The 488-nt window shown below is 41.6% G+C and carries 1 protein-coding gene; it reads right to left on the bottom strand.

Annotated features, from left to right (window positions below):
- Positions 1-160: 160 nt before the first annotated feature.
- Positions 161-376 (bottom strand): transposase domain-containing protein, encoded by a 216-nt coding sequence (locus Ga0451573_RS18980; RefSeq protein ID WP_231685761.1) that lies wholly within the window; start codon positions 374-376, stop codon positions 161-163.
- Between the last annotated feature and the right edge of the window lie 112 nt (positions 377-488).

Genomic DNA, 488 nt, shown 5'->3' on the forward strand with positions numbered 1-488 from the left:
TATGAAGAACCACTTGTGAAAACAAGTGGTTCTTCTTTAAATTTGAATAGCAGGCCAGCAGAAGAAGTCCAAGTACCGTAAGCGCTTAACGAAAAGGCGCATTGACAAAACAAACCCCGGCATGACTGAACTGCATGTGCCGGGGCAGGAATAATCATATTCAATCTTTTGTGTTTCGGCAGTAATCCGGCAGTTTTTCTGACCAGGGCATAAAGTCCTTTAGGATAGACGGGGTGGTCTTAAAGTCAACCCCCGGCATTGTGCTGAGGATATGAACCAGATACATAAATACGTTGAGTTTATTGGCCTTTGCCGTTTCCACAATACTGTAGACAACGGCACTGGCTTGGGCTCCTTTAGCTGTATCTGAAAACAACCATCCTTTTCTGTTATGTGCTTGAGCGCATAACAGAAATTATGTGCTCACTTAATTTATGTGCTCAAGATAACTAATTGTAAAAATGAATAGCAGCATTTTATACTTCAAG

It is taken from the genome of Phosphitispora fastidiosa, assembly GCF_019008365.1.
Lineage (GTDB): Bacteria > Bacillota > Thermincolia > Thermincolales > UBA2595 > Phosphitispora > Phosphitispora fastidiosa.